Source organism: Streptomyces sp. JLBT605, from assembly GCF_058215555.1.
This window is the reverse complement of the sequence record NZ_CM177087.1, coordinates 837,299-856,000: the sequence shown is the minus strand read 5'-3', so window position 1 is coordinate 856,000 and position 18,702 is coordinate 837,299. Positions and strand designations below refer to the sequence as shown.

The 18,702-nt window shown below is 73.8% G+C and carries 14 protein-coding genes and 1 pseudogene; 5 read left to right on the top strand and 10 right to left on the bottom strand.

The window, feature by feature from the left end; translation table 11 throughout:
• Positions 1-66: 66 nt before the first annotated feature.
• A complete protein-coding gene (locus tag AC4BDD_RS03995; protein ID WP_490689572.1) occupies positions 67-1,983 on the bottom strand; it encodes an AAA family ATPase in 1,917 nt (638 codons plus the stop codon).
• Between the two features lie 477 nt (positions 1,984-2,460).
• Positions 2,461-3,060: a uridine kinase family protein gene (locus tag AC4BDD_RS03990; RefSeq protein WP_490689571.1), complete on the bottom strand. Its 600-nt coding sequence runs from the start codon at positions 3,058-3,060 to the stop codon at positions 2,461-2,463.
• Between the two features lie 258 nt (positions 3,061-3,318).
• Between AC4BDD_RS03990 and AC4BDD_RS03985 the strand changes: the two genes are divergently transcribed.
• Positions 3,319-4,689 carry a C39 family peptidase gene (locus AC4BDD_RS03985; RefSeq protein ID WP_490691648.1) on the top strand — a complete coding sequence of 457 codons (1,371 nt, stop codon included), beginning with the start codon at positions 3,319-3,321 and terminating at the stop codon, positions 4,687-4,689.
• Positions 4,690-5,146: 457 nt separating this feature from the next.
• The gene (locus AC4BDD_RS03980) at positions 5,147-7,321 is read left to right on the top strand and encodes a putative bifunctional diguanylate cyclase/phosphodiesterase (RefSeq protein WP_490689570.1); all 2,175 of its coding nucleotides are present in this window, start codon (positions 5,147-5,149) and stop codon (positions 7,319-7,321) included.
• Between the two features lie 133 nt (positions 7,322-7,454).
• Here AC4BDD_RS03980 and AC4BDD_RS03975 read toward each other — a convergent pair whose 3' ends face one another.
• Together AC4BDD_RS03975 and AC4BDD_RS03970 are read right to left on the bottom strand one after the other, a co-directional pair.
• Complete coding sequence (locus tag AC4BDD_RS03975; RefSeq protein ID WP_490689569.1) at positions 7,455-7,601, bottom strand: hypothetical protein; 147 nt, start codon at positions 7,599-7,601, stop codon at positions 7,455-7,457.
• 184 nt (positions 7,602-7,785) lie between these two features.
• Positions 7,786-7,929 carry a hypothetical protein gene (locus AC4BDD_RS03970; protein ID WP_490689568.1) on the bottom strand — a complete coding sequence of 48 codons (144 nt, stop codon included), beginning with the start codon at positions 7,927-7,929 and terminating at the stop codon, positions 7,786-7,788.
• Between the two features lie 240 nt (positions 7,930-8,169).
• On the opposite strand from AC4BDD_RS03970, the gene AC4BDD_RS03965 reads away from it, so the two are divergent.
• Complete coding sequence (locus AC4BDD_RS03965) at positions 8,170-9,693, top strand: hypothetical protein (RefSeq protein ID WP_490689567.1); 1,524 nt, start codon at positions 8,170-8,172, stop codon at positions 9,691-9,693.
• Positions 9,694-9,787: 94 nt separating this feature from the next.
• On the opposite strand, the gene exaC is transcribed toward AC4BDD_RS03965, so the two are convergent.
• Positions 9,788-11,311, bottom strand: a complete 1,524-nt coding sequence (exaC, locus tag AC4BDD_RS03960; protein ID WP_490689566.1) for an acetaldehyde dehydrogenase ExaC — start codon at positions 11,309-11,311, stop codon at positions 9,788-9,790.
• A gap of 111 nt (positions 11,312-11,422) precedes the next feature.
• Positions 11,423-12,724, bottom strand: a complete 1,302-nt coding sequence (locus AC4BDD_RS03955; protein ID WP_490689565.1) for a GAF domain-containing protein — start codon at positions 12,722-12,724, stop codon at positions 11,423-11,425.
• Positions 12,725-13,092: 368 nt separating this feature from the next.
• Between AC4BDD_RS03955 and AC4BDD_RS03950 the strand changes: the two genes are divergently transcribed.
• Entirely contained in the window at positions 13,093-13,884 is a 792-nt protein-coding gene (locus AC4BDD_RS03950) for a hypothetical protein (protein WP_490689564.1), read from the top strand.
• A gap of 173 nt (positions 13,885-14,057) precedes the next feature.
• On the opposite strand, the gene AC4BDD_RS03945 is transcribed toward AC4BDD_RS03950, so the two are convergent.
• Positions 14,058-14,234, bottom strand: a complete 177-nt coding sequence (locus tag AC4BDD_RS03945; RefSeq protein ID WP_490689563.1) for a zf-HC2 domain-containing protein — start codon at positions 14,232-14,234, stop codon at positions 14,058-14,060.
• On the opposite strand from AC4BDD_RS03945, the pseudogene AC4BDD_RS03940 reads away from it, so the two are divergent.
• Positions 14,206-14,904: pseudogene (locus tag AC4BDD_RS03940) on the top strand (sigma-70 family RNA polymerase sigma factor); the annotation flags it as partial. The gene AC4BDD_RS03945 and the pseudogene AC4BDD_RS03940 overlap by 29 nt on opposite strands.
• Before the next feature lie 304 nt (positions 14,905-15,208).
• Here the strand turns inward: AC4BDD_RS03940 and AC4BDD_RS03935 are convergent.
• From AC4BDD_RS03935 to AC4BDD_RS03925, 3 genes are read right to left on the bottom strand one after another with little or no spacing between them, the layout of a single operon-like run.
• A complete protein-coding gene (locus tag AC4BDD_RS03935; protein ID WP_490689562.1) occupies positions 15,209-15,685 on the bottom strand; it encodes a copper chaperone PCu(A)C in 477 nt (158 codons plus the stop codon).
• Complete coding sequence (locus tag AC4BDD_RS03930) at positions 15,685-18,132, bottom strand: heavy metal translocating P-type ATPase (RefSeq protein ID WP_490691647.1); 2,448 nt, start codon at positions 18,130-18,132, stop codon at positions 15,685-15,687. The genes AC4BDD_RS03935 and AC4BDD_RS03930 overlap by 1 nt, the downstream gene beginning before the upstream one ends.
• 53 nt (positions 18,133-18,185) lie before the next feature.
• A complete protein-coding gene (locus tag AC4BDD_RS03925) occupies positions 18,186-18,389 on the bottom strand; it encodes a hypothetical protein (protein WP_490689561.1) in 204 nt (67 codons plus the stop codon).
• Positions 18,390-18,702 lie beyond the last annotated feature (313 nt).

The following is an 18,702-nucleotide window of genomic DNA, read 5'->3' as shown; positions in this document are numbered from 1 at the left end:
TCGGGTTCTTGCCGGGGCTCCGCCCCGGACCCTCCCCCAGACTCCGTCCGGGGGTACCCCCACTCCTCAATCGCCGGAGGGGCTGGTTTTCGGGCCGCGGCCGGAGAGGACTTCGCCGTACGCCTGCATCAGGTCCGGCAGCCGCAGGGTCGCCAGGTCCTCCCGGCTCGGTACCCCCGTCCAGCCGGACAGCCGCAGGTCCCGGTAGGCGCAGCTCTTCTCGTACAGCGTGCGCAGAAAGCGGCCGTTGCCCAGCTCGTCGATCCAGCCCTGGTCCACCACGTGTCCGCTGATGCTGCGGAGTTCCTCGACCGCCTCCTCGTCCCAGTGGTCGCCGTTCTCCGCGGCGAGCACCTCGCCGATGCGGGTCAGCTCCAGCGGCCGGTAGCTGGGGAAGTCGACGCGCGTGGTGAAACGCGAACCGAGACCGGGGTTGGCGGCCAGCAGCCGGTCCATGCCCTCGGGGTATCCGGCGAGGATCACCACCAGCCGGTCGCGGTTGTCCTCGGCCCGCTTGAGCAGCACCTGGAGCGCCTCGTCGCCGTACGCGTCGCCCTTGCTGTAGCCGGAGTTGGACAGGCTGTACGCCTCGTCGACGAAGAGCACTCCGCCGAGCGCCGAGTCGATCAGCTCATTGGCCTTCACCGCGGTCTGGCCCAGGTACTCGCCGACCAGGTCGGCCCGCCCCGCCTCCACCAGGTGGTCGCCGGTGAGCAGCCCGAGGGCGTAGAAGACCCGGCCCAGGATCCGGGCGACGGTGGTCTTGCCGGTCCCGGACGGCCCGGAGAAGACGAAGTGGCGCTTGGGCGGCTGCACCGGCAGGCCCTCCTCGGCGCGCAGCCGTGACATGTGCAACTGCGCGGAGAGCGCCCGTACCTGACGCTTGACCGGTTCCAGGCCGACCATGCGCTCAAGCTCCCGCAGCGCGCTCTCCAGGAGCGCCGGGTCGGAAGGCCCGGGCTGGACCGGGCCCTTTGCCTTCTCCCGGCCCTCGGCGGCGTCGCGCAGGCCCCCGGCGCCGCCGGTGGTGGCACCCGTCAGGATCGGCCCGTCCGGTTCGGGGCCGACGCCGATCCGCGGCTCGCGGCCGTCCGAAGGCTCCGGGGCGCCCCCCGGGGGGTCGGTGTCGACGGCCGGTCCGGAGCTCTCCCGGCCCTCCGGGGCGTCCTGGCCGATTCCGGCCACCGACGGGACGGTGGCCAGGTCGGCGGGCTCGTCCAGCCCGTCCTCCGCGATCGCGGCCAGCCGCGCCGCGGTGTCCATGAACCCGGAGTCGATCCGGTGCACGGCCCGGTACAGCGGCAGCGCGGCAGCCGACCGTCCGGTGCCCTCATGGGCGCGCGCGAGCCAGTAGCGCAACTCCTTGCGCTGCGGCTGCTCGCTGCGGCAGCGCATCAGCGCGGTGGCCAGCAGCGGTTCGGCCTGGCTGAACATCTCCAGCCGCACCCGGGCCATGCCGCCGAAGAGGCCGGCCTCGATGCCCAGCAGCGGGTCGTCCAGGAGCGGCTCGGTGTGCCGGACCAACTGCTCCCAGTCCTTGACCAGATACGCGCGGCAGGCGTGCAGGAAGCGGACCTGGGGATCCGCCTCGACCGGGGGGCAGCCGGCCAGCGCCCGGTCCAGCTCGGGCACATGGCGGCCGTCGAGCCAGTGCGAGGCGTGCGCGAGCAGCAGATCACGGCCGCTCTCCAGTACCGGCTGCACCCACCAGCCCAGCCAGTACCAGGAATTGAGGGTGCGCCGGTGACGGGCGCGCTGCTCCCCGAAGCGGTCGCGGTGGCGGTACATGCGCAGCAGCGCGGTCGCGGTGTCGGCGCGCAGCGCGTGCAGTCCCAGCCAGGCGTCGGCCATCCCGGGGTCGTGCCGCACCGCGGTCCGGAACTCCTCCTCGGCCTGCGCGTAGGCGCCCACGGTGTAGGCGTCGACGCCGCGCAGCCAGGCGAGATCGGCCGGGGCGTGCGAGCCCTGCGCGCCGAGATCCATCACGTCCCCCCACAAACCGTGCCCCCGTGGTGAGCCGCCGGGCGAGTGCCTGGCCGCCGTCCTGCTGACCGCCGTGCTGTGGCCGAAGGTGGCCAGTGTCCCTGTGCCGGCGCGTCCCGGGCACCGGGCCGCGAGGCCGCACCGATTCGCATCGTACCTGCGCAGGCGGGGCGCGCCGAGGGCCCAGGACACCTGTTCGCCCCGCGGACGGGTGCGGGAGAGGCGCCACCCCGATGATGGTGACTCTCCGTAAAGATCAGGTGTGCGCAAAGCGGCTAAATCGCTCATGGGTGACAGAACGAAGCCCCCGGTCACGGGGGAACGACCGGGGGCTTCGTGCTCTCGGGCGACTTCTGCGAGCCGCACATTGAGAACGTAAGACCTGGATGGCCCCCAGGTCAAGCCGAGTTGAGGCACTGACGGCGCGTCGGACACCTCAAGGGGGTCACCTCGGCCATGGACATCACGCACAGTGATCTAGGGGACGTCCGGGGTCTGCCCGGTGGCGGGGCCGGGCAGTACCTCGTATCCCGTGGGACCCTGCCGCACCAGCGCGTCGGCGAACGGGCGGGTGGGATCCGTGGCGAAATGCGCCTGCTCGGCGGGGCGCCAGCCGTCCCAGAAGGCGGACTGACCGGGCCCGTCCCGGAGTTGCCCGCGCGCCCAGGCGGCCTGTTCCGGCAGGTCCATCCAGAGCAGGCAGGCGAGATACGGCCGCACCGCCCGGCGGCCGCTGCCCACCCCCTCGATCAGCACGACCGGCGCGGGAGGCACCTCCTTGGTGGGCCCCCCGAAACGGCCGACCACCCAGTCGTAGACCGCGTACCTCGCGGTGGCGCCCTCGCTGAGCGGAAGCAGGAGCTGGGAGCGGAGCCGGTCCGTCCAGGCGAAGAGCTCCTCATGGGTGGCGAGGTCGTCGGTGTGCACCACGGGCGCGGAGCCGAGCGCGGCCGCCAGCCGCGCGGCGAAGGTGGACTTGCCGGATCCGGCGTGCCCGTCCACCGCGACCAGTCGCACCGGTCCTACGGACGCGGGCAGTGCAGTGAGCCGCGCGGCGAGCGCGCTGAGGGTGTCCATCGGTACCGGCCTTCGTCCGTCGCTGGTTGAGACCAATATTGTCGCGCGCCACGGCTCGCAATCGCTGGCCTGGAACCGCTCACAGCGTCCATAGTTGTGCGACTGTCGCACATGTCGCCGTCACCGACCGCCCGTCACCCGACCGCCCACCCGTCACCCGACCACCACCCCTCACTGACGGCGCTCCGCGCCGACGCCGCCCACCCGCCGCCCCTCACGCACGCTGCCTCGCCGGACCACGACTGGGGGACCCCCGAGATGACCGGAAACGGACCCGCACGTACGCCCCGCCGCACCGTGATCGCCGCCGCCCTGGGCGCCGCCGCCTCGCTCACCGCGGCGGTTCCGCAGGGCGCCGCCGCGTCGGCCCGCACGACGACGCCCGACGGACCGGTGGAGTACCGCGCCTGGACCAGTTACTCCGACTGGCGGTGCGGCTCCGCCGCCGGCACCCGGGCCATCGCCGGTTCCTGCCCCGGTCTGGTGATGGCCTGTCCGATCGGCACGACGGACTACACCGACCCGCACACCGGCGCCACCACCCGCTGGGAGTACGCCACCTGGACCTCACCGGTCGTCACTCTGGCCACTCCGGCGAGCGAGGTCATCGCCTCCTGGAACGCCCGCACCCCGGCCGGCACCTGGCTTCAGGTGGAACTCCAGGGCACCTACACCGACGGCACGGCCACGCCCTGGTACGTGATGGGCCGCTGGGCCTCCGACGACGGTGACGCCTCCATCCGGCGGACATCGGTGGACGGCCAATCGGATGACAAGAGCTCGGTGTGGACCGACACCCTCGCCATCGACGACACCTCAAGCGGGCTGCGGGTGGCCTGCTACCGGCTGCGGCTGACGCTCTACCGGCGGCCGGGCAGCGGGCTCACCCCCAAGGTCTGGCGCGTGGGCGCCATGGGCTCGGACGTCCCGGACCGCTTCGAGGTGCCCGCCTCGGTGCCCGGGCTCGGCGGTGGCCGCGAACTGCGGGTGCCGTGCTACTCGCAGAACATCCACATCGGGCAGTACCCGGAGTACGACAACGGCGGTGAGGCGTGGTGCAGCCCGACCTCCTCGCAGATGATCATCGAGTACTGGGGCTGCCGGCCCACCGTCGAGGACCTGGCCTGGGTCAACCCCGACTTCGCCGATCCGCAGGTCTGCCACGCCGCCCGCTTCACCTACGACTACCAGTACGAGGGCTGCGGCAACTGGCCCTTCAACGCCGCCTACGCCGCCACCTACCACGGCCTGCGGGGCGTGGTCACCCGTCTCGGTTCGCTGAACCACGCCGAGTGCCTGATCGACGCGGGCATCCCGCTGATCACTTCTCAATCCTTCCTCAAGACCGAGCTGGACGGGGCTGGATACGGCACCGCGGGCCACCTGATGACCGTGGTCGGTTTCACGCCGGACGGCGACGTCATCGCAGGCGACCCGGCGAGCCCGGACAACGCCTCCGTCCGACGTGTGTACAAGCGCCGCCAGTTCGAGAACATCTGGCTTCGGACGAAGCGGTACAACGCCACCGGAAAGGTCGTCTCCGGTACCGGTGGCGTTTGCTATCTGTATTTTCCCGCGAAGCTCACGGTCACTCAGAAGCGGGCGCTCGCCTCCGTCGGAGTCTGCTGACAGGGCAGGGCAAACACGGTACGTAACGTAATCGGAGGCTGTCGTTTCGTGACTCTTGGCCGATTGCGGACTCTTGATTTCCGTTTGCTGCTGCCATTTCGAACGAACGATCAGTAACCTCGCCTCATCACCGGCTACCGCCGCCGGCGCGAGCGCATCCGATGAGCTGGAGACACTGACTGATGGAGCGTCCCACCGGGGTCCCCCGAGGCATCGACCTGTTGCCACCCGTGTCCCGAAAGTGCCACTACTTTCACTCGCACCACGGCATCGGTAGTGCGCAGGTCGAATGCCATCTAGATCCGCATCAGCCGGTTGCCCTGCCGGTAGTCGGCATGCTGCACTTCCCCGGGGGAGTGCAGGACGGGCACCGGCGGCAGGGTGCGCCGCGGCTGACGCGGTCACATCGCCGAGCGGCACGGTACTTCGACGGATCCCCGGGCGTAGGACGGAAAATATGAGTGCGGGCACAGGCGGCACGGGCGGGAGACAGGACTCCCACGGGTGGCGGCTCCAGCGATTCGCGGCCATCTGGAGCCGCGCTGTCCACCCCGCCACCGCGACCTCGATGACCCTCTCCGAGTTCGAGCAGTACCTCGTACCCCTGGCGCGCCGACTCGGCGAGGCGCTGGGCGCCCCGGCCTTCGACACCCAGTCGGCGTACGAGGTCGGAGCGGCGCTGGTGGACGCCCAGTGCACCGACCCCGACGCGCTGCCGCAGATCCTCGCGGTGGTCGACGCGCACCTGGTGGAGTACCTCCCGCCCCGGGAGCCGATGACCGCGGAGGCCGGCCGGACCCGCTGCACCCGGCTGCAGCACGCGCTGGCCGCCGGCTTCGTCCGGGAGCTGCGCGAGCGCACCCGCAGGGAGCAGGAGGCCGCCTCCCGCGCCGCGCTGGTGGCCGCGCGGAACGAGGCCGAGATGGCGCTGCACGCCAGCGAGGCGAAGTTCCAGGCCGTGTTCGAGGGCGCCGTCATCGGGGTCGGCATCGCCGACCTCGACGGCCGGGTACTGGTGGTCAACGACGCCGTGGCACGGATGTTCGGCGGCCGGGAGTACTTCGAGACCGAACGCAACGTCCTGGAGTGGGTGCACCCCGAGGACGCGCCCGGCATCATGGACCTCTACTGGGAGCTGGTCGGCGGCAAGCGCGACTTCTTCCGCATCCAGAAGCCGCACCCGCACCCCGACGGCAGCGTCTTCTGGACCAACCTGACGGTCTCCCTGCTCCGCGACGCCGACGGCAACCCGCAGTACCAGCTGGCGCTGATGGAGGACATCACCGAGCAGCGGCAGCTGGAGGAGCGGCTGCGCTACGAGGCCACCCACGACCTGCTGACCGGGCTGCCCAACCGCACCCTCTTCCTGGAGCGGCTCGACCAGGCCGTCGCCGCGGGCGCCGAATCCGAGCGGTTCGGTGTCTGCTTCCTGGACCTGGACGGCTTCAAGGCCGTCAACGACAGCCTCGGGCACGCCGTCGGGGACGAACTGCTGGTGGGCGTCGCCAAGCGGCTCCAGGAGTGCGTGACCTCACCGGCCGAACTGGTCGCCCGGGCCGGCGGCGACGAGTTCGTGGCGCTGGTCGCCGGGCCGGACGCGCACAGCGAGGTCGCGGCGATGGCCGACCGGATGCTCGCCGCGCTCGCCGAGCCGGTCCGGGTGGACGGCCGCGAACTCCTGGTGCGGGTGAGCATCGGCGTGGTCGACGGCCACGCGGGGGAGATGGACCGCGCGGAGGTGCTGCGCAGCGCCGACATCACCATGTACCGGGCCAAGGCGGCCGGGGGCAACCAGTACGTGCGTGCCGACGCCGACTCGGACGCGCGCGTCATCGCCCGGCACGGCCTCACCAACCGGCTGCCCTCGGCCCTGGAGAACGGCGAGTTCTTCATCGAGTACCAGCCGCTGGTCCGGCTCGACGACGGCAGCGTACGAGGCGCCGAGGCGCTGGTCCGCTGGCTGCACCCGGTGCACGGCGTGCTCGGCCCCGACCAGTTCATCCCGCTCGCCGAGTCCACCGGCCTGATCGTCCCGCTCGGCCACTGGGTGCTCCAGGAGGCCGCCCGGCAGGCCCGCGCCTGGCGCGAGAACAGCGCCTGTCACGCCGGCGGCCGGGAGCTGCGGGTCAACGTCAACCTCTCGCCCTGCCAGCTGCACCACAAGACGCTGGTCGCCGACATCATGGCAGTGCTGAAGGAAGTCGGCCTGTGCCCCACGGCCCTGTGCCTGGAGGTGACCGAGACCGACCTCATCGGCGCCGACGAAGACGCCCTGCGACCGCTGCGCCAGCTCGCCGACTTGGGCGTGGACATCGCCCTGGACGACTTCGGCACCGGCTACTCCAACCTCTCCTACCTGCGAAGACTCCCGGTCAGCACGCTCAAGCTCGACCGGTCCTTCACCCGCGGGATGCAGCGCGCCCCGGCCGACCCGGTCGACGTCAAGATCGTCGAGGGCATCGTCTCGCTGGCCCACACCCTCGACCTGGCGGTCACCGTGGAGGGCGTGGAGACCGGCGTGCAGGCCGAACACCTGCGGATGCTCGGCTGCGACACCGCCCAGGGCTGGTACTACGCCCGCCCCGGCCCGCCGGAGCGCCTGCACACCCTGGCACTCGCCGACGCCAGCTGACGGATCGCCGCGGCCGTTTTCAGCCGCACCCGCACGCGGGCGTACCGGGTGCGCTCCCGGCGCGTACCGCAAGCGAGCGGGTGCGTCCGCGCCGGCTGACGGCCGGCGGCTACGCGGTGCGGGCCAGGTGTCCTCAGCAGATGTCGCGGTAGGGCACCTGCGGGATGTACGTCTCCCAGTCGGCCCGGGCCAGGCCGCCGTCCGCACGTTCGCAGACGGTGGCGGTGGCCCGGTCGGCGTCGACGGCGTACGTCCGCCACGGAATGTGCTCACCGGCCACGAGCAGGGTCCGGCCATCCCGGCGAGCGCCGCCATACGCCGCGTCCCATCGGCGTCGTAGACGGTCACCCGTCCGGAGTTCTCCCCGACGGCCAGCCGTTCGCCGCCGGGGCTGCGGGCGAGCGCGTGGGCATCGGTCCGCCCGGTGCCGTCCCCGCCCTCGCGCTGCCACGGCGGGGCGAAGCTCACCCGTGGGTGGTGGCGAGCCGCCGCCCGTCCGCTCGCATCGCCAGGGCGCCGTCCGGCGGGATCGACGCGCTGCCACTGCCCAGGCGGGTGGTGCCGGTGTTCGCCCCGGCGCGCCGCGCGGGCCGGAGGTGGTCCGGCACGCCACCGACCCGTCGCCCTCACCTTCTCGGCGACTCGCTGGCAGGTGCCCGGCCCGCGGTAGCGCACCGCCGGGGTTTCTCGGTACTGCCGAGGACATGGCATGATCACGCAACTGACCGTTCCCGGGCGAACCGCCCCGAGCGGTCATCCTTCATCCCCTGTGTGTGACGCAGCCCCAAGGCAGCCCTCTGCGTGGCTCCTTGGGGTTCGCCCCCACCTCACACCCCCGAGGTCCAACCGTGCGCAAGATATCCAGATCCGCCTTACTGCCCGCGCTCAGTGCCCTCGCACTGCTCGCCGTCGGATGCTCGGCCACCGGAGCGTCCGACTCGCCGGGCGCCGGCAAGCCCGCCGGTGCGCGGCCCACGTCCACCGTGCACGCGGCCCCCGCCGACGGGCAGTTGGCCGTCGCCAAGGCGCCCCCCGCCTCGGCCACTCCGACCGCCATCGCCCACCCCTCGGGCGAGGGCCGTCCGGCCGAGAAGTCGTCGCTGAAGATCGCCTCGTTCGACCGGAGCAGCGGACGGGCCGTCATCTCCGCGTCCCGGCGCCCCGCCGAGGACGCTCCCAAGTCCCGGCCCGGCCACACGCCCACCGCCGGGACCAGCCACACGCCATCCGCACGTCCCGGCCACAGCTCCGAGCCGGGCAGCGGAGCGGATGACCAGTCCACCGTGGCCGTCGGCGACGTCGTCGCCAGCGCGCCCGCGCCCGGCGCCCCCGACGGCCTGCTCGCCGAGGTCACCGAGGTGGTCGGCACCACCGAGCGGGGCACCGAGGTCAAGACCTCCCCGGCCAACCTCAACGCCCTGCTGGGCGCCGCCAAGGCCGACGGTCAGGTGCCGGTCGACCCGGCCTCCGTGACGGTCGAACCGCTGGTCAAGGGCGTCAAGGTCTCCTGGTCCAAGGCCGGGGGCGTGCACTCCGGGCCGCAGGGCACGAAGGTGCCGCTGGGCAACCTGCGCCTGGACGTCGGCGCTGAGATCGCCACCGCCGAGGACGCCCCGGCGTCCGCCGCGGCGTCGGTCGCGGGCTTCGTCCAGCTCGCCCCGGAAGTCGAGTTCTCCTACGACGGATCCGGCTCGGGCGGCGCGGGCTCACCCGGTGGCGCCTACCTCGGCCTGTCCGGCGACTGGGCCTCGCAGTGGCAGTTGAAGGGCCAGGCGGCCGCCCACACCCCGGACGGGAAGCCGCTGCGCATCCCGTTCGCCAAGCTGCACGCCGACCCGGTCATCCAGGTCGGCCCGGTCCCGGTCGTGGTCAACCTCGACCTGACCTGCTTCGTCCAGATCGACGCCGACGGCCGGGTCAGCGTGGAGGTGAAGGAGGACCTCAAGGGCGACTTCCGGGTCGGTGGCAGCTACAGCCGGGCCAAGGGCTGGAACACCGTCAGGGAGTCCGACATCAAGGCCAGCCCGGTCACGGCCACGGTGGCGGCGGCGGGCAAGGTCAAGGCCACGCTCGGCGCCGAGGCCAGCGTCGGCCTCTACGGCGCGGTGGGCGTGACCGCCGAAGTCGCCCCGTATCTGCGCGGCGAGGGCGAGGCAAGCGCCACCGGGTCCAGTGACGGCAGCGCATCGGCCGTGGGCCACTGGCTGGTCGCCGGCGGCGTCGACCTCTCCGGAGCCCTCCAGTTCCAGCTGAAGATCTTCGGTACGCCGGTCTTCGAGAAGCGGATTCCGCTGGGTGCCTGGAACCGGGAGTGGAAGCTCGCGGAGGGCAGCGGCTCGGTCCGCACCGGGCCGGCCAAGCGCGGTCGCTGATCAGGTGCCTGGCCCGGGCATCGGCCCGGGCCAGGCACCTTTCGCTTGCGCGGCGGGAAAATGCGCGTTGCTCGCGCGGCTGGAACATGCGCGGCTAGAAGAGGCCGACCCTCTTGGGGGAGTAGTTGACCAGCAGGCTCTTGGTCTGCTGGTAGTGGTCCAGCACCATCTTGTGGTTCTCGCGGCCGATGCCGGACTGCTTGTAGCCGCCGAAGGCGGCGTGCGCCGGGTAGGCGTGGTAGCAGTTCGTCCAGATCCGGCCCGCCTGGATGGCGCGGCCCGCCCGGTAGGCGGTGGCGCCGTCGCGGGTCCACACGCCCGCGCCGAGGCCGTACACCGTGTCGTTGGCGATCCCGATCGCCTCGGCGAAGTCGCGGAAGCCGGTCACGGCGACCACCGGGCCGAAGATCTCCTCCTGGAAGATCCGCATCCGGTTGTCCCCCTCGAAGATCGTGGGCTGGACGTAGTAACCGCCCGCCAGTTCCCCGGGGAGTTCGGCGCGGGTGCCGCCGGTGCGGATCCTGGCGCCTTCCTGCCGGCCGATGTCCAGGTACGACAGGATCTTCAGCAGCTGCTCGTCGGAGGCCTGGGCACCGATCATGGTGTCGGTGTCCAGCGGATGCCCCTGCACGATCTTCTCCGTGCGGGCCACCGCCGCGTCCATGAAGTCCGCGTAGTGCCCGTGCTGGATCAGCGCGCGGGACGGACAGGTGCACACCTCGCCCTGGTTCAGGGCGAACATGGTGAAGCCCTCCAGCGCCTTGTCGAGGAAGTCGTCGTCGGTGGCCGAGACGTCGTCGAAGAAGATGTTCGGGCTCTTGCCGCCGAGCTCCAACGTCACCGGCGTCAGTGTCTCGGCGGCGTACCGCATGATCAGGCGCCCGGTGCTGGTCTCCCCGGTGAACGAGATCTTCGCCACCCGAGGGCTGGAAGCCAGCGGCTTTCCGGCCTCCACCCCGAAGCCGTTGACGATGTTGACCACGCCCGGCGGCAGCAGATCGGCGACGAGTTCCAGCCAGACATGGAGGGAGGCCGGGGTCTGCTCGGCGGGCTTGAGGACGACCGTGTTCCCGGCCGCCAGGGCCGGCGCCAGCTTCCAGGCGGCCAGCAGGATCGGGAAGTTCCACGGGATGATCTGCCCCACGACACCCAGCGGCTCGGCGAAGTGGTACGCGACGGTGTCCTCGTCGATCTCGGAGAGGCCGCCCTCCTGCGCCCGGATCGCCCCCGCGAAGTAGCGGAAGTGGTCGATGGCGAGCGGGATGTCGGCGGCCAGCGTCTCCCGCACCGGCTTGCCGTTCTCCCAGGACTCGGCGACGGCGAGCTCCTCCAGACGCTCGGCCATCCGGTCCGCGATCCGGCACAGGATGTCCGCCCGCTCGGCGACCGGGGTCCGGCCCCAGGCGGGCGCCGCCGCGTGCGCGGCGTCCAGGGCGCGCTCGACGTCCTCGGCGGTGCCGCGGGCGACCTCGGTGAACGGCTGCCCGGTGACGGGCGTCGGGTTCTCGAAGTACCGGCCCTGCTTCGGCGGCACGTACTCGCCGCCGATCCAATGGTCGTAACGCGGCTGGAATCTGACGATCGACCCGTCGGTTCCCGGGTTCGCGTAACGGCTCATGGAAGACCTCCCGTGCTCGTCGAAGCGCGGCGCCGCGCATCGGCGCGCGGCCCCGCGGGCGCGGTGCCTTTTCGCGCCGCCCGCGCCGTCGCGGGCGGCATCGGCGCGAGGCTAATGACCCCGACGTTGCGCGGACGTTGCGCCGCGGCGCCCCACCGCGTACGCGGCGCGCAGCCGCTCGGTGCGATCGATCAGCGAGGCCCGGCCGGGGGCGCCCCGGGGCAGCGCGGCCAGCAGCGCCTCCCGCACCTCCAGGTCGTGCTCCCCCCACGGGGACTCCGTCCAGCGGCGCAGCGGCTCGGCGTCCCGGCACAGCAGCAGCGCGCGGCGCAGCCGGTCCTCCAGCGTCCGCCGCATCCGGACCACACCCGGCGACTCCGACAGCGGCAGCAGCGGCCCCCGGTAGGCGCGCACCGCGCCGGGCACGTTCCCGACCGCCAACTCCTCGGCGACCAGTTGCGCGTCGGCGGTCACCGGCGCGCAGAGCCGGTACGGACGGGAGGCCACCAGCGGCCCCACCATGCGGCGCAACCGGGAGAGTTCGGCCCGCAGCGTGACCGGGGCCTGCCGGTCGGCCCGGTCGCCGTACAGCTCCAGGGCCAGTCCGGCGCCGCTCAGGCCGTCCGGATGCCCGGCCAGCAGCACCATGATCTCGCTGTGCCGGCGGCCGAGCCGCAGCCGCTTCCCGTCGGTGATCAGCAGGGCCTCGTCCCGGCCCAGCGCGGCCAGCGTGACCCGCGGACCGGTGGTGTGCGCCGACATGAGGGCCAGCTGCGCCTCCGCGGCGCGGGCGGTGGCCCGCACCAGGGCCAGGCTGTGCGGGGTGGCCAGATGATCGCCGCCGGTGATGTCGATCGCGCCCAGCAGCCGCCCGCTGTGCGGGTCGCGCACCGGCGCGGCGGCACAGCTCCACTGCTGCACCCGGCGGTTGTAGTGCTCGGTGGCGAAGATCTGCACCGCCTGGCCGAGGGCGAGCGAGGTGCCCGGCGCGTTGGTGCCGGCATGCCGCTCGTCCCAGCGGGCACCGGCCACGAAGTTCATCCGCTCCGCCCGCCGCCGGATCCCGGGGTGACCCTCCACCCACAGCAGCCGGCCCTGCTCGTCGCAGACCGCCATCAGGTGCGCGCCGTCCTCGGCGATGCTGCCCAGCAGCTCGCGGAAGACCGGCAAGACGCGTGCCAGCGGATGCCCGCTGCGGTACGCCTCCAGCTCCCCGTCCATCAGGTCGATCGGCGCCAGCGCCTCCAGGGGCACCCGCGCGCTCGCCGAACGCCGCCAGGACTCCGCGACGACCGGACGTACCGCGGTCCCCACCGTCCCGTCGGTGAGAAACGCCTCATGAGCACGGCGGACAGCACGGCAGCGCTCCGCCGGGTCCGTGCCGGGCGTCATCGCCAGCCATGGATCGACCACACGGCCTCGCTTCCTGGGACGGGATCGGCGGACCTGACGGTCCGGCGGGCCGGCCGCCCGTCCGGTGCCGCGGGGCACCGGACGCCGGTGCCGTCCACGTTCCCCCGCCGGGCGGATGCCCCGCAACGGTGGGAACAAGCCCATTCCGGCGCGTTCGCGACGCCCCGCGCCGGTCGTGCGCGGCACCCCGGGGCCGTCGCTCGAGCCGGACCATGGCGCCGGCCGAGCGGCGCCGGGTCTGGTGGGCGGCCGGATCAGGTTGTCAAGGAATCCGCGCGCGGATTGTGCGGATTCGCGCGTCATCGGGCCCCCGGCGTCGGGGCGCGCGGGGCGGGTGCAACCATGAGGGCGTCATGGAGGCGCGGCATATGGGGCACATACTGCGGGCGCTGCGGGCCGCGGTGTTCGCAGCGGTCTGTGTGCTGCTCGCGGCTCTGGGCCACGCCATGATGTCCGGCTCCGCCGTCCCGTGGTGGACGATCGCGTCGGCGCTGCTCGTCACCGGCGGCGCGGCCTGGTGCCTGGCGGGCCGCGAGCGCGGTCCGCTGCTGGTGACCGCTGCCACGGTCGGCGCGCAGGCGGCGCTGCACACCGCCTTCAGCTTCGCCCAGCGCGCGGCGGCCGGCGCCGGTGTGGCCGCCCACGGCGGCCACCCCGCGACGCACGGCGGCACGGGGCACCGATGCGGCTCACTGCTCTCCGCCTCCCCGGCGGCGGATTCGCCCGGCGGGCTCACGGGCGGGCATCCGGGCGGCCACGCCCAGCACACCGCGCACGCCGCCATGCCGGGCCACCACATGACGATGCCGGGGATGGATCCGTCGGCGACGGACCTGCCCGGGGCGGCCATGCCCGGGATGGACATGGCCGGCATGCACCACGGCCATGGCGCGCTCGCCATGTGGTCCGCGCACGTCCTGGTCGCCCTGGTCTGCGGAATCTGGCTGTCCGGCGGCGAGCAGGCCGCCTACCGGCTCGGCCGCACCCTGGCCGTCCGGCTGTTCGCACCGCTCATCCGCCTCTTCCGCGCCCGGCCGACGGCCGCCCAACCGCCGCGCGTCCGCGGCGCCCGCCGCCGCGACGGACAGCGGCTGCGCCGGCTGCTGCTCACCCACGTCCTCGCCACCCGGGGTCCGCCGCTGGGGTCCGCCGTCCTGTGACGGCGCTCTGAGCCACCGATCACCTCACCGGACCGCCGCCACGCGGCGTCCGGCCCAGCGAAGGACCGCAGGCGATGACCCCTGCCCGAAACCGGTTCCGGCCGGCACGATGCCCGGCCCCCGGCCCACTCCCCGACTCTTTCCCCGGCTCTCCTCCCGGCCCTCCTCCGGGTTCACTCCTGGCTCATCCGACGGGTCAGTTCCCGAAGTCTCCGCGCCCGCTCGGCCCACTCCCGGCAGTCGGCGCACTCCCGCAGATGCGCGTCGAGGACGCCTTCGGAGATGTCCGGCGGCAGCTCCTCGCCGTCGACCCGCGCGGAGATGGCGATACGAAAATCAGAGCAGTCCACGTCTCCATCGTCGCCGATCCACCGATCGCCGACCCGGCCGCGAACCCCGCCGCCCGCGCCACCCGGACCCGCCTCGCCGACCCGCGCGGAGGTGCCGGTGTCTGAGCGCGACGACGAGACGCTGACCGCCTGGGCGCTGGCCGCCCGGAGCGGCGACGCCGAGGCGGTGGACCGCTTCATCCGGGCCACGCGTACCGACGTGTGGCGCTATGTCTCCCGGCTGAGCGCCGACCCGCAGGCGGCCGACGACCTGGTCCAGGAGACCTATCTGCGGGCCCTGCGCGGGCTGCCGCGCTTCGAGGGCCGGTCCTCGGCGCGCACCTGGCTGCTCTCCATCGCCCGGCGCGCCGTGGTGGACCGGTTGCGTTTCAACGCGGCCCGGCCCCGGCTGTCGGACACCGACGACTGGCAGACCGTGGCCGAACGCACCCAGGCCCGCGCCCGGCCGGACATCGGCTTCGACGACGGGGTGGCGCTCTCCGAGCTGCTGGCGGCGCTGCCGTACGAGCGGCGTGAGGCGTTCGTGCTCACCCAGCTGCTGGGTCTGCCGTACGCGGAGGCCGCGGTGGTCGCCGGCTGCCCGGTGGGCACGGTCCGGTCCCGGGTGGCCCGGGCCCGGGAGGCGCTGATCCGGCAGCTGGCCACCGCCGAGCGCGACGCCACCGAGCGCGACGCGAGCGGAGGCGACGCCACCGCATACGACGCGGCGCACCGCGAGGCCGCCCAGCGTCGGGGCGGGGGAGCCGCACCGGGCGGATCGCGACCGGACCGCGGCCTCGCCGTGCCGGCTGCCGCACCGCCGCTCCCCGGCCACCGGGTTCCGGCGCTGGCCTGATCCCTGCTGACCCCGCCGGCCTGATACCGCAGGTCACGGCCCTGCCGCCCGCGGTGCGAGAGCACCACGGGCGGCAGCGCCGCGGGCACCCGCACGCTTCGGGCCGTAGCGGTCAGGAAGAGGCGGTCAGAAGAGGGTGTCAGAAGAGGTTGTCCGCGCGGACCACCACCGCGTTGACCCGCACCTGCCCGCTGTCCCGGAAGTGCAGGACGAACGGCACCCGGTCGCCCACCCGCACCGCCGGCGGGTCGTCGACCATGACGTCCACCCCGGAGGTGGACATCCGCAGCGTCCCGCCGGCCGGCAGCCGTACCGAGGGCTCCATGGCCATGGTGCCCGCCCCGTTCCGGACCACCGTGCGGCTGAGCATGGCGCGTCCGGTGGCGGGTGAGGTGACGCGGAGGAGCACGTCGTCCGCGCCGCCCCGGTTGCGTACGTCGAAGAACGCGGCCGTGATCTCAGGGTTGGCGGGCAACAGCAGCCGGGCGGAGGTCACCTCGGGCGCGGCGGGAGTGCCGGCCGCCCCGGAGGCGGCCCAGACGCCGAGCCCGGCCAGGGTGAGCGCGCAGGCGGCGACAGGTACGAGGGCGGCCCGGGCCGCGGTCAGGTCGGGCATCATCGCTCCCAGACGGCTTCGGCGCGTACGCGCGGACGACGGTCGCGGCCCGCCGGGCCACGGGACGGGGACGGCTGCCAGCCGCGCAGCCGCAGGCTGTTGAGGACCACCACGACCGAGCTGACGGACATCGCCGCTGCGGCCACCATCGGATTGAGCCAGCCGACGGCCGCCGGCGGGATGGTCACCAGGTTGTAGCCGAAGGCCCAGACGAGATTGGTCCGTACGGTGCCCAGGGTGCGGCGCGCCAGCCGCACCGCGTCGGCCACCGCCGCCATGTCCTCGCGCACCAGGGTCACATCGGCGGCTCCGATGGCCGCGTCGGTGCCACCGCCCATGGCGATGCCGAGGTCGGCGCCGGCCAGGGCTGCGGCGTCGTTGACGCCGTCACCGATGACGGCGACCCGGTGGCCGCGCCCGCGCAAGTCGCGGACGAGCTCCGCCTTGCCCTCCGGGGTCAGCCGGGCGTGTACCTCGGTGATGCCCAGGCGCGTCGCCACGGCACGGGCGGCGGACTCGCTGTCCCCGGTGGCCAGCACCGGCCGCAGACCGAGCCGCTTGAGGTGGTCCACGGCGCGGTAGCTCCCGGAGCGGATGGTGTCGCCGAGCGCGAAGACCGCTTCGGCACGGCCGTCCACCCACAGCACCACGGCGGTGTGCCCGGCGTCCTCTGCCGCCGTGACGGCGGCCGCCAGCTCGCCCGGCAGCGCCGAGCCCTGGCCGTCCGCCTCGGCCTCGCCCGTCGGCGGCTGCGGCAGGTCCGGGCGTCCCATGGCCACCCGGTGTCCGTCCACCCGGCCGCTGACCCCCAGGCCCGCGGTCGCCATGAAGTCCCGCACCGGTGGCAGCCCGGCCCCGGCGCCATCCCCGGCTCCGTCCCCGGCTTGCGAGTCCGGCTCCGCCTCGGCCGACGCGTCCGCCCCGGCTCCGACCCCCTTCCCGGTCTTCAGGTCCGGCTCCGCCTCGGCCGCGGCTCCCGACTCGGCTCCGGCCCCGGCGTCCGGCTCCGCTTCCGCCGCGGCCTTGCGGGCGTACGCCGTCACCGCGCGTCCCACCGGATGTTCGGAGCCCTGCTCGACCGCGCCCGCCAGCCGGATCGCCGCCGCCGGAGCGAGCCCGTCCGGGCGCGTGGTGACGGTCAGCACGTCCATCACGCCGTGCGTCAGCGTGCCCGTCTTGTCCAGCACCACGGTGTCCACGCGGCGCAGCCCCTCCAGCGCCTGCGGGCCGCGGACCAGGATGCCCAGCTGGGCTCCGCGGCCGGTGGCGGCCAGCAGCGCGGTGGGGGTGGCCAGGCCGAGCGCGCAGGGGCAGGCGACGACGAGGACGGCCACCGCCGCGGTCACCGCCGCCTGCGGGTCGGCGCCCGCGCCGAGCCAGAAGCCGAGCACGGTGACCGCGACGGAGAGCACCGCGGGCACGAAGACCGCGGCCACCGCGTCGGCCAGCCGCTGGGCCTTCGCCTTCCCGGCCTGCGCCTCCGACACCAGCCGGGTGATCCGGGCCAGTTGGGTGTCGGCGCCGACCGCCTCGGCCCGGACCTCCAGCAGGCCGCCGGAGTTGACGGCACCGCCGACCACCGGCGAGCCGGGGGCCACCTCGACCGGCGCGCTCTCACCGGTGACCAGCGACAGGTCCAGGGCCGAGCTGCCGTCGGTGACCACCCCGTCGGTCGCCACCCGCTCCCCGGGGCGCACCACGAAGCGGTCCCCGACGCGCAACCGCTCGACCGGCACCCGGCGTTCGGTGCCGTCGGCGTCGCGTACCACCACGTCCTTGGCGGCCAGCGAGGCCAGCGCGCGCAGCGCGGATCCGGTGCCGTGCCGGGCGCGGGCCTCCAGCAGCCGTCCGGTCAGCACGAACAGCGGGACGCCGACGGCGGCCTCCAGATAGACGTGCGCGGTGTCGCCGGAGGCCGAGGGCAGCAGCGAGAACGGCATCCGCATGCCCACCTCGCCCGCCCCGCCGAGGAAGAGCGCGTACGCCGACCAGCCGAAGGACGCGATCACGCCCAGCGAGACCAGGGTGTCCATGGTCGCCCCGCCGTGCCGCACCCCGCGCAGGGCGCGGGAGTGGAAGGGCCAGGCGCTCCAGACGGCGACCGGCGTGGCGAGGATGAAGCACAGCCACTGCCAGTTGCGGAACTGCAGCGCCGGGGCCATGGAGAGCACCAGCACCGGCACCGAGAGCAGCGCGGTGATCAGCAGCCGGGCGGCCCCTGCCGGAGCCGCGTCCGTCGGCACGCCGTCGTCCGCGGACCGGGTGTCGGCCGGCGGCAGCGCGGCGGTGAAGCCGGCCCCCTCCACCACGGCCATCAGTTCGTCCACCGCGACCTGAGCCGGGTGGTCCACCCGGGCGCGGCCGGTGGCCAGATTGACGGTGGCGCTGACCCCCTCGATCCGGCCCAGCCGCTTCTCGACCCGGCCCACACAGGCGGCGCAGGTCATCCCGCCCACCAGCAGTTCGGTGGTGATGGGCGGGGCCTCGGCGGCCGGGGCGCTCACCGGGCACCGCCCATGCCGTGCATACCGCCCATGTCCCCGGAGCCGCCGCCGGAGCCGCCGCCCGGGCCGTCCTCCCGGTGCAGGCCGGGGGCGACCGGTCCGACGGCCGAGCCGACCGCGTAGGCGAGGCCGAACATCGCGGCCAGAAGGAGAAGGAATCCGGTCAGAACCAGGGCCGGACCGTGCTGACGTGAGGTCATCACCGCTCCACGAAGCAGTCGGCGGGGAAGGGGAGGAACGCTCATCCTGGCACGCCCCGGCGCCTGGTCACCGGCGCTCGGGGCCGGCATCGCACGTGAGGATTCTCCTGTTCACGGCCGGGAACCAGGCCGCCCGCGCAACCGACTTCCCTACGATGCGCGGGCCGTGTGCCACAGCCGCACCGGGCCGCCGCGCATGCCGCCCCGGACCCACGGCTCGCGCGCCGCACCGCCACGGCCCACGGCTCGCCGCGCACACCGCCCCGGCCCATGGCCCGGCGCGCCCATCGCCTAAGCCCACGGCCCGGCGCGC

Bases quoted from the DNA above. Each gene is read 5' to 3' on its own strand.
- AC4BDD_RS03995 (WP_490689572.1), bottom strand. From the start codon at position 1,983: ATGGATCTCGGCGCGCAGGGCTCGCACGCCCCGGCCGATCTCGCCTGG.
- AC4BDD_RS03990 (WP_490689571.1), bottom strand. From the start codon at position 3,060: ATGGACACCCTCAGCGCGCTCGCCGCGCGGCTCACTGCACTGCCCGCG.
- AC4BDD_RS03985 (WP_490691648.1), top strand. From the start codon at position 3,319: ATGACCGGAAACGGACCCGCACGTACGCCCCGCCGCACCGTGATCGCC.
- AC4BDD_RS03980 (WP_490689570.1), top strand. From the start codon at position 5,147: ATGAGTGCGGGCACAGGCGGCACGGGCGGGAGACAGGACTCCCACGGG.
- exaC (WP_490689566.1), bottom strand. From the start codon at position 11,311: ATGAGCCGTTACGCGAACCCGGGAACCGACGGGTCGATCGTCAGATTC.
- AC4BDD_RS03950 (WP_490689564.1), top strand. From the start codon at position 13,093: ATGGGGCACATACTGCGGGCGCTGCGGGCCGCGGTGTTCGCAGCGGTC.
- AC4BDD_RS03935 (WP_490689562.1), bottom strand. From the start codon at position 15,685: ATGCCCGACCTGACCGCGGCCCGGGCCGCCCTCGTACCTGTCGCCGCC.
- AC4BDD_RS03930 (WP_490691647.1), bottom strand. From the start codon at position 18,132: ATGACCTGCGCCGCCTGTGTGGGCCGGGTCGAGAAGCGGCTGGGCCGG.
- AC4BDD_RS03925 (WP_490689561.1), bottom strand. From the start codon at position 18,389: ATGACCTCACGTCAGCACGGTCCGGCCCTGGTTCTGACCGGATTCCTT.